The organism is Rhodococcus sp. ENV425, from assembly GCF_002887785.1.
Taxonomy (GTDB): Bacteria; Actinomycetota; Actinomycetes; order Mycobacteriales; family Mycobacteriaceae; genus Rhodococcus; species Rhodococcus aetherivorans.
Genome location: NZ_PCZU01000201.1, coordinates 4,730 through 13,188, shown reverse-complemented (window position 1 = coordinate 13,188; position 8,459 = coordinate 4,730). Strand labels below are relative to the sequence as shown.

Below are 8,459 nucleotides of genomic sequence, written 5' to 3'. Positions count from 1 at the left end.
CGCCGGCCGACGGCAGGGTGCTGCGCGACGACGCGGGCCGCGCCGCGCAGGCGTACGGGTTCGGCGGTGCCGCCGCGGCCGTGGTGGTGGTGCGGCCGGACGGCTACGTCGGATTCCGGGCGCAGGATCCGACGATCGAGGCGCTCGCGGCGCATCTCGGCCGGATCCTGCGGCCCGGACGGTAACCGGCTACGCCGTCGGCGTGCGCAGATCCTTGCGCAGGATCTTGCCCGCGGCGGACTTCGGAACGATGTCGATGAACTGCACCCGGCGCACCTTCTTGTGCGGCGAGACGCGCTCGGCGACGAACTCGATGACCTCGTCCTCGGTCAGCTCCGCGTTCGGCTGGCGCACGACGAACGCCTTCGGCACCTCCTCGCCCTCGTCGTCGAGCACGCCCACGACCGCGGCGTCGGCGATCTGCGGGTGGGTCAGCAGCAGCGCCTCGAGCTCGGCCGGCGGCACCTGGTAGCCCTTGTACTTGATCAGTTCCTTGAGCCGGTCGACGATCGTGACGTTGCCGGCCGCGTCCACCGTGGCGATGTCGCCGGTGTGCAGGAACCCGTCGGCGTCGAGGGTCTCCGCGGTGGCCTGCGGGTTGCCGAGGTAGCCGACCATCACGTTCGGGCCCTTGCACCACAGCTCACCCGGCTCGGAGACACCCTCGCCGGTCGGGTACGCGACCTCCTCGAGCGTGCCCGGGTCGACCAGCTTGCACTCCATGTTGGCGATCGTCGGGCCGACCGAGTCGAGCGGCACGTCGTCGCCGTCGAACGGGATGGCGTGGCTGACCGGGCTCATCTCCGACATGCCGTAGCCCTGGCGGATCTTGCAGCCGAGCCGCGCGGAGACCGCACCGCCGAGTTCCTTGTCCAGGGGCGCGGCACCCGAGAACACGGTGTGCACGCTGGACAGGTCGAACTGGTCGACGAGGGGGTGCTTGGCGAGGGCCACCGCGACGGGCGGCGCGATGAACACGTACGTGCACTTCTGCTCGGCGACGATCCGCAGGAACTCCGGCAGGTCGAACTTCGGCATCGTCACCAGCGACGCCCGGTTGTACAGGGCCGCGTTGAGCAGCACGGTCATGCCGTAGATGTGGAAGAACGGCAGCACGGCGAGGACCTTGTCGGCGGCGCCGATGCCCATGCGCGGGTTGATCTGGCACACGTTGGCGACCAGGTTGGCGTGCGTGAGCATCACACCCTTCGGGCGGCCCGTGGTGCCCGACGAGTACGGCAGCACCGCCAGATGGGTGGCCGGATCGAACGACACCTCGGGGGCGGGCGCGTTCTCGGCGAGCAGGTCGCGCAGGGACGGGTGCCCCTCGGCGCCGTCGAGCACGACGAGGCGGTCGTCGGCGATGCCCACCTTGGCCGCGGCCTCCTTCGCGTGCGGCAGCAGCGGGGAGACGGTGAACAGGAACGTCGCCTTGGAATCCTCGAGCTGCTTGGCGATGTCCTCGGCGGTGTAGAGGGCATTGATCGTGGTGGCGGTCGCGCCCGCCCGCAGGATGCCGTGGAAGACGGACGCGAAGGCGGGCACGTTCGGCGAGAGCAGGCCGACGACGTCGCCGACCCCCACGCCGCGCGCCGCGAGGGCCCCGGCGATCGCGTCGATCTGCCCGATCAGGGCGCGGTAGTCGGTGACGGCCCCCGACGCGCCCTCGATCAGCGCCGGGCGACCGAGGTCCGCCTCCGCGATCGAACCGAACAGGAAGTCGTAGACACTCAGTGCCGGGATTTCGACGTCGGGAAACGGGCTGCGAAAGCTCATGGGTTCTCCTCGGGAGCAGGACTCTGTGGCACGCCGTGCCAGACGTGCCGGGAGTACGGTACCTGACCGCTGTGAAGGCAGTCACACGCACGCCGGACATTACCGCGTCGGGGGCCGTCGCGTGCCCGGTCGCGCGCGCCCGGACCCAGCCGATCGGGCAGTGTCGGCGCCCGCCCCGGCGCTCTAGGCTCGGCCGGATGACGGACGTCGTGCATTCGCTGGACCCGTTCTCCGGCTGCGCCCCCTCGCCGGCGACGGTCTCGACGGACTGGGACGAGATCCGGGCGTGGTCGGACCAGGTGTACATGCCCTATCGCGTGCGGCCGAGCGGGCGCCTGCTGCGCCCGCGATCGAGCATGTTCTCCGCCGCGATCGGCGACATCGTGCTCACCCGGTTCCGGTACGGGATCCCGGTGACCGTCGACCAGCTCTCGGCCGAGGCCGGCAACATCCTGGTGCTGACGACGATCCGCGGTCACGCCCGGCACCGGGTCGCAGCGGGCGAGGTGGAGATCGACTCCGGCGCCACCTTCGTGGCCGACTGCAGCCGGATCGAGCACCGCGTCGACTTCGACGACGAGCATCTCCAGCTCAACCTGACGGTGCCGCACCGGCTCGTCGCCGACCTCGCCGACCGCTGGTTCGGCGTCGTTCCCGACGACCGTCTGTGGCAGCACAAGTGCGTCGTCGGGGCCGGATCGTCGGGCTGGAACGCGCTGCTCGCGTATGCGGTCCGCGCGATCCGCGCCGATCCGGTGCGCATCGCGCAGGGCCCGCCGGGCGCTCACCTGCAGGAGCTGCTCCTCGGTCACCTCGTCACCGAATGGGCCGCCGCAGCGGGCGTCGCGCTCGACGCCGACCGGCAGCCGGCCGCGCCGGCGTACGTCCGCCGCGCGGAACAGTACATCCGCGAGCACGCCGCGGATCTGCCCACGGTCTCCGAGATCGCCGCCGCCGTGGGCGTCAGCGTGCGCGCACTGTCGGGCGGGTTCCGCCGCCACCTGGACACGACGCCGAACCGGTACCTGAGCGACGTGCGATTGCAGCACATCCGCGACGAACTCGCCGCGGCGTCGGCCGAGTGCACCGTCTCCGCGGTGGCGGCCCGCTGGGGCTACGTCAACATGGGCGTCTTCGCCGCCGCCTACCGTCGCCGATTCGGCGAGAACCCGTCGCGGACCCTCGCCCGGGCCCGCGGACGGTGAGTGCCGAAATCCGACAGCGCGTGCCGATCGGAGGTGGCCCACGTCACACCCCTGTCCGTAGCGTCCGCATCCGACGCCGGTGAGCCCACCGGCGGCGGACCCGCGCACAGGAGGAACCGTGACAGACGACTTCGCGAGCACCATGGATGCAGCCCTACGGGAACTCACCCACAGCCCGGGGGGCCTGCCGGGCGTGGTGGCCATGCTCACCGACCGGGACGACGTGGTGTATTCGGGGGTGGCCGGGGAACGGGCTGCCGGGTCCGGCACGGCCATGACCGCCGATACCGTGTTCGCCGCCTTCTCCACGACGAAGGCGACCACCGGCACCGCGGCACTCCAGTGCGTCGAGGAGGGCCTGCTCGACCTCGACGCCCCCGCCGCCCGGTATGTGCCGGAGATCGGCGAACTCCAGGTTCTCGAGGGCTTCGGAACGGACGGCGAGCCCCTGCTGCGCGCGCCGAAACGGGACATCACCACCCGCATGCTGCTGCTCCACACGGCCGGCCTCGGGTACGACTTCTTCGACGAGAACTACCGGCGTCTCGCCGAGGAGCACGGTCAGCCCAGCGTCATCACGGCGTCGAAGGCCGCGCTGCGGACCCCGCTGCTGTTCGATCCGGGCGAGCGGTGGATGTACGGCTCGAACATCGACTGGTGCGGGCTGGTGGTCGAGGCCGTGCGGGGCCGGCGCCTCGGGGAGGTGATGCGCGAACGGATCTTCGAGCCCCTCGGGATGGCGGACACGGCGTTCACCCTCACCGCCGACATGCGCGACCGGCTCGCCGTCGTCCACCAGCGCGGCGAGGACGGGACCGTCGTACCGATGCCCGAGATGGTGCTCCCCCAGGATCCGGAGGTCCACATGGGGGGCCACGGTCTGTACACGACCGTCCCGGACTACCTGAGGTTCCTCCGGATGTGGCTGCGCGACGGGGACGCGCCCGGCGGCCGGGTGCTGGCCGCCGGAACGGTCGCCGACGCGGTGCGCGGCGGTTTGGACGGGCAGCAGATCACCGCCCTGCCGGGCGTGATCCCCGCGCTGTCGAACGATGCGGAGTTCTTCCCCGGGCTACCCAAGAACTGGGCATACACGTTCATGGTCAACGAGGAGCCGGCGCCGACGGGTCGGCCCGCCGGGGCGCTCGGCTGGGCCGGCCTGGCGAACCTGTACTACTGGATCGACCGCCAGAACGGCATCGCCGGTTTCTGGGCCACCCAGATCCTGCCCTTCGCCGACGCCGTCTCGTTCGGGGGATACCTCGACTTCGAGGCCGCCGCCTACCGCCGGTCGGCCGCGTCGCGGATCCGGTGAGAACCCGACGAACCCCGCGTGCGGTGCACGCGGGGTTCGTTCGGCTGCTACGGGCGTGAGCCCGGGCGGTGGGGTCAGAGGTACTGACCGCACACCGGCCACGCACCGACGCCCTGGCCGGCGAGGACGTTCTCGGCGATGGCGATCTGCTGCTCCCGGGTCGCCTGGTCGGCGGTGGGGGCGTACTGCTGGCCGCCGTAGGCGTTCCAGGTGCTCGGCGAGAACTGCAGGCCACCGTGGTAGCCGTTGCCGTTGTTGATGGCCCAGTTCCCACTGCTCTCGCACTGCGCGACGGCGTCCCAGTTGCCGGAGGCGGCGTTGGCGGTGCCGGTGCCGAGTGCGAACGGGGTGACGGCCAGGGCCGCGGTGGCGGCGACGGTGCCGAGGGCGCGCTTGAAGGTGAAGTTTGCCATGATGCGGTTGAATTCCTCTCGCGTCTGCTGGCGAGGCACTGCGGCGGCCGACGATGTCGATCCCGCTGCCCGGATTCGGAGCTGTGCCTCGTCCCTGCCCCTCGATCAGGTATCGAGTTCCGGTCCCGCGGGGCAGAGTCAGCGGCGACGGGCCGGTGTTGCTTGCCCGGTGGTATCGGGCTGATTACGACGCTAGAGACTCATCACGGATCGGTCACGCGCTGTTTTCCGGCACGCCCGTCTCACATTCCAAGATCGGGCGGTAGCGTTTTCCCAGGTGACGTCCGAGTAATCGCCGTTTCGAAATCGTGTAGTTACACGGCCGTTATGTGACCATGCTCACAGTAATATTGTGGCTCGGGTCACCGATATCGCGGAGTTACGGCTGCGCGTCCTCCACCATGAAGGGCCGGCCGTCCTCGATCAGGTGCCGGAAGGGTTCGAGATTGCGGAGCGACTCGCCCCGCGAGACCCGCCACTCCCACTCCCGCTTGATGGAGGTGAGGAATCCGAGTCCGAGAATGACGTTGAAATCGTGGTCGGCGGCCTCGAGCACCTGGCCGAGCACCGTGTCCAGTTCGTCCGGAGTGACCGAGGCCTCCGACATCCGGCCGACGAGGTAGATGTCCCCGATCTTGTCGAGGGTGTACGCGACCCCGTACAGCCGCCGATTGCGGCGGAGCAGGTACCGGTAGACGCCCTCGAAGTTCTCGTCGGGCTTGCGGCACACGAACGCCTCGATGCGCAGGCCGTGGTTGCCGGGACTGAGCAGCGTCGTCGTCTTGAGCTTGTTCTCCCCCGGCAGGTCGACGACGAAGTGCCCACCCTCCTTGCGGGAGAACTCGAGGCCGCGATCGCGCAGCGTCGCCTCGATCGTCTCGCTCAGTCGCTCGCTCACGCCCGTACCCCCGTCGTCCGCCGGATCTTCCACACTCCGCGTTGCCGGCGCAGCGGGAACTCGCCGGTCCCGAGCGAACGGTTCCGCAGCGCACCGGCCTTACGGTAACTGGCGAGCAGACCCTCCGCGGTGTGCTCCCAGGAGAAGTTCTCCGCGTGCAGGGGCGCGGCCGCCGCGAGCGCAGCCCGCCGTCCCGGGTCCGTGACCAGCGCGCGCAGCGCGGCGGCCCAGTCGTCGGTGCGATGGCCGTCGACGAGCAGCCCGGTCTCGCCGTCGCGCACCGCGACGCCGAGGCCACCGACGTTCGCGGCCAGCACGGGGGTCCCGCAGGCCTGCGCCTCGATCGCCACCAGGCCGAACGACTCGGAGTAGCTCGGCACCGCCACCACGTCCGAGGCGCGGTAGACCTGCACCAGCCGCTCGGGTGGCTGCGGGGGCAGGAACGTCACCCGAGCGGCGATTCCGAGCTCGGCGGCCAGTTCGATCAGCGAGTGCGGCCGCTCGAGTCCCGTGCCGGAGGGCCCGCCGACCACCAGCACGCGCAGGGGTACCTCCGGGTCGGCGGACATCGCCGCCGCAGCGGCCCGCAGCAGCACGTCCGGTGCCTTGAGCGGCTGGATGCGCCCGACGAAGGTCACGATCGTCTCGCGGGGGTCGAGGCCGAGGCCCGCCCGGGCGGCCGCCCGGTCCCCCGGCCGGTAACGGGACAGGTCCGCACCCGGGGCCACCACGTCCACCCGCGACGGGTCGGCGCCGTAGCTGCGTTCGAGCTGCGCCGCCTCGTCGACCGTGTTGGCGACGAGCCGGTCGGACTCGGCGACCACCTGCTGCTCGCCGATCTGCCGGGCCGCCGGCTCGGGCACGTCACCGTCGGCGAGCGAGGCGTTCTTCACGGCGGCGAGCGTGTGCGCGGTGTGCACCAGCGGGACTCCCCACCGGTCCCGGGCGAGCCAGCCCACCTGGCCGGACAGCCAGTAGTGCGAGTGCACGAGGTCGTAGTAGCCCTGCGGGTGACGGGCCTCCTCCCGCAGCACCCCGGCCGCGAACGCGCACAGCTGCGTGGGCAGGTCGTGCTTGTCGAGCCCCTCGTACGGACCGGCCGCGACGTTGCGCACGAGCACGCCGGGTGCCGCCTCCTGCACCACGGGGTCGGCCGACGACGTCGCCCGGGTGAAGATCTCCACCTCGACCCCGCGGCGCGCGAGCTGCACGGCGGTCTGCAGAACGTAGACGTTCATCCCGCCGGCGTCCCCGGTGCCGGGCTGCGCGAGCGGCGAGGTGTGGACCGACAGGACGGCCACGCGGCGGGGACGGCTGTTCGACTTCGACGTCACTTCTCCATACTGCCCTGCCGCACATCCCCGCCCGGCTCCGCCCTCCCCTGCGCTCCGGCGCGCTGCGGCTGCTCGACGCGGCACCCCGGCCGTTCAGGAATGCTCGCCGGCCTCGAAACCCGCGACGGCGCGGCGCACCGCCGCGTGGAAGGGGCTCCACAGGAACCAGGTCCCGAACTCGCGCACCAGCGCGGACGGCCCGTGCACCTGCACGCTGCCGTCGTCGATCGCCTCGGCGAGGGTCCGGGTGCCGGCGAAGACGCGCATCAGGGCCACCGGTTCCCCGGTCACGTACAGGTCGACGTCGAACCCCGGCGGCTTGCGGCACACCGACGGCTCGCCCCGGTCCAGGACGATCCACAGGCGAATCGGGGCGGGACCGGTGTAGTCGAACTCGATCACCACCCGCCGCTGCGGCACCCGGTCGCGGTCCACCCGGCGGTGCATCCACCACGTCAGCGTCACCGGGTCGACCTCGGCGGGCACCGGTTCGGCGAACAACCACTTCACCGCCCACTCCCCGATCGCGACGAGGATCGGGGCGAGTTCGCGGCCGGCCGGGGTCAGGCGGTACTCGCAGCCGCGGGCCTGCGGGACCCGCTCCAGCACGCCCTTGCGTTCGAGGTGCCGCAGCCGGGTGGCCAGCAGGGTGCGGGAGATGCCGGGGAGGCCGCGCTCGATCTCGTTGAAACGGGTACTGCCGTAGACCATTTCGCGCAGGATCAGCGGGGTCCACCGGTCGGCGAGCACTTCGCTGCCGATCGAGACCGGACAGTACTGCCCGTACTCGCGCACATCTCCAGAGTAGGTCCAGAACGTGCACTGGGCGGCATCGATCTGCGCCCCTACCGTCGAGACATGACCACCGTAGACATCACCCAGTCCCCCCGCTCCCGCCCCCGCGAGGAACTCGCCGCCCGCACCGACGAACTGGGCCGGCGGATCGCCCCGTACGCCGGCGCCCACGACCGCGACGGCACGTTCGTCGCCGAGGCCTACGAGATCCTGCGCTCCGAGGGCCGCCTCGCGCTCGCCGTCCCGCGCGAGCTCGGCGGCGACGGCGCGACCGTGCGCGACGTCGCCACCGTGCAACGCACCCTGGCGCACCACTGCGCGGCCACCGCCCTCGCCTCGTCCATGCACCACCACGTCGTGCTCGCCGCCGCGTGGCGGTACCGGCACGGCGCGCCCGGCGCGGACCGGATGCTGCGCCGCGTCGCCGGGGAGGGACTCGTGCTCGTCTCCACCGGCGGCGCCGACCAGACCCGGCCGCGCGGGACCGCCCGGAAGGTGCCCGGTGGCTACCGCGTCGACGGCCGCAAGGTGTTCTGCAGCCAGGCCCCGGTCGGCGACGTGCTCGCCACCATGTTCCCGTACGACGACCCCGACGAGGGCCGCATCGTGCTCAACATGATGGTCCCGATGAAGGCCGACGGGGTGCGGGTCCTCGACAACTGGGACTCGCTCGGCATGCGCGGGACCGGCAGCCACGACGTCGAGCTGACCGACGTGTTCGTC

At 71.5% G+C, this 8,459-nt stretch carries 8 protein-coding genes and 1 pseudogene; 4 read left to right on the top strand and 5 right to left on the bottom strand.

Annotated features, from left to right (window positions below):
* A pseudogene (locus CQZ88_RS31205) lies at positions 1-185 on the top strand (pentachlorophenol monooxygenase); the annotation flags it as partial.
* A 4-nt stretch (positions 186-189) separates the two neighbouring features.
* Here CQZ88_RS31205 and CQZ88_RS16695 read toward each other — a convergent pair.
* The gene (locus CQZ88_RS16695) at positions 190-1,776 is read right to left on the bottom strand and encodes an AMP-binding protein (protein ID WP_050035624.1); all 1,587 of its coding nucleotides are present in this window, start codon (positions 1,774-1,776) and stop codon (positions 190-192) included.
* 197 nt (positions 1,777-1,973) lie between these two features.
* On the opposite strand from CQZ88_RS16695, the gene CQZ88_RS16690 reads away from it, so the two are divergent.
* Both CQZ88_RS16690 and CQZ88_RS16685 read left to right on the top strand, forming a co-directional pair.
* Entirely contained in the window at positions 1,974-2,981 is a 1,008-nt protein-coding gene (locus CQZ88_RS16690; protein ID WP_044475929.1) for an AraC family transcriptional regulator, read from the top strand.
* A gap of 118 nt (positions 2,982-3,099) precedes the next feature.
* The gene (locus tag CQZ88_RS16685) at positions 3,100-4,296 is read left to right on the top strand and encodes a serine hydrolase (protein WP_102800055.1); all 1,197 of its coding nucleotides are present in this window, start codon (positions 3,100-3,102) and stop codon (positions 4,294-4,296) included.
* A 74-nt stretch (positions 4,297-4,370) separates the two neighbouring features.
* On the opposite strand, the gene CQZ88_RS16680 is transcribed toward CQZ88_RS16685, so the two are convergent.
* The 4 genes from CQZ88_RS16680 to CQZ88_RS16665 all read right to left on the bottom strand — a co-directional run bounded on the left by CQZ88_RS16680 (position 4,371) and on the right by CQZ88_RS16665 (position 7,736).
* On the bottom strand, positions 4,371-4,709 hold the full coding sequence (locus CQZ88_RS16680) for a transglycosylase family protein (protein ID WP_006936011.1): 339 nt from the start codon (positions 4,707-4,709) through the stop codon (positions 4,371-4,373).
* Between the two features lie 379 nt (positions 4,710-5,088).
* On the bottom strand, positions 5,089-5,607 hold the full coding sequence (locus tag CQZ88_RS16675) for a YbjN domain-containing protein (RefSeq protein ID WP_180987032.1): 519 nt from the start codon (positions 5,605-5,607) through the stop codon (positions 5,089-5,091).
* Positions 5,604-6,941, bottom strand: a complete 1,338-nt coding sequence (gene mshA / locus CQZ88_RS16670) for a D-inositol-3-phosphate glycosyltransferase (RefSeq protein ID WP_006936015.1) — start codon at positions 6,939-6,941, stop codon at positions 5,604-5,606. The genes CQZ88_RS16675 and mshA overlap by 4 nt, the downstream gene beginning before the upstream one ends.
* A 93-nt stretch (positions 6,942-7,034) precedes the next feature.
* Entirely contained in the window at positions 7,035-7,736 is a 702-nt protein-coding gene (locus tag CQZ88_RS16665) for a helix-turn-helix domain-containing protein (RefSeq protein WP_029545165.1), read from the bottom strand.
* A 63-nt stretch (positions 7,737-7,799) separates the two neighbouring features.
* On the opposite strand from CQZ88_RS16665, the gene CQZ88_RS31200 reads away from it, so the two are divergent.
* A partial coding sequence (locus CQZ88_RS31200) for an acyl-CoA dehydrogenase family protein (protein WP_258008633.1) occupies positions 7,800-8,459 on the top strand: 660 nt, incomplete at its 3' end.

Coding starts and splice junctions, on each gene's coding strand:
- CQZ88_RS16695 (WP_050035624.1), bottom strand. CDS start 1,776: ATGAGCTTTCGCAGCCCGTTTCCCGACGTCGAAATCCCGGCACTGAGT.
- CQZ88_RS16690 (WP_044475929.1), top strand. CDS start 1,974: ATGACGGACGTCGTGCATTCGCTGGACCCGTTCTCCGGCTGCGCCCCC.
- CQZ88_RS16680 (WP_006936011.1), bottom strand. CDS start 4,709: ATGGCAAACTTCACCTTCAAGCGCGCCCTCGGCACCGTCGCCGCCACC.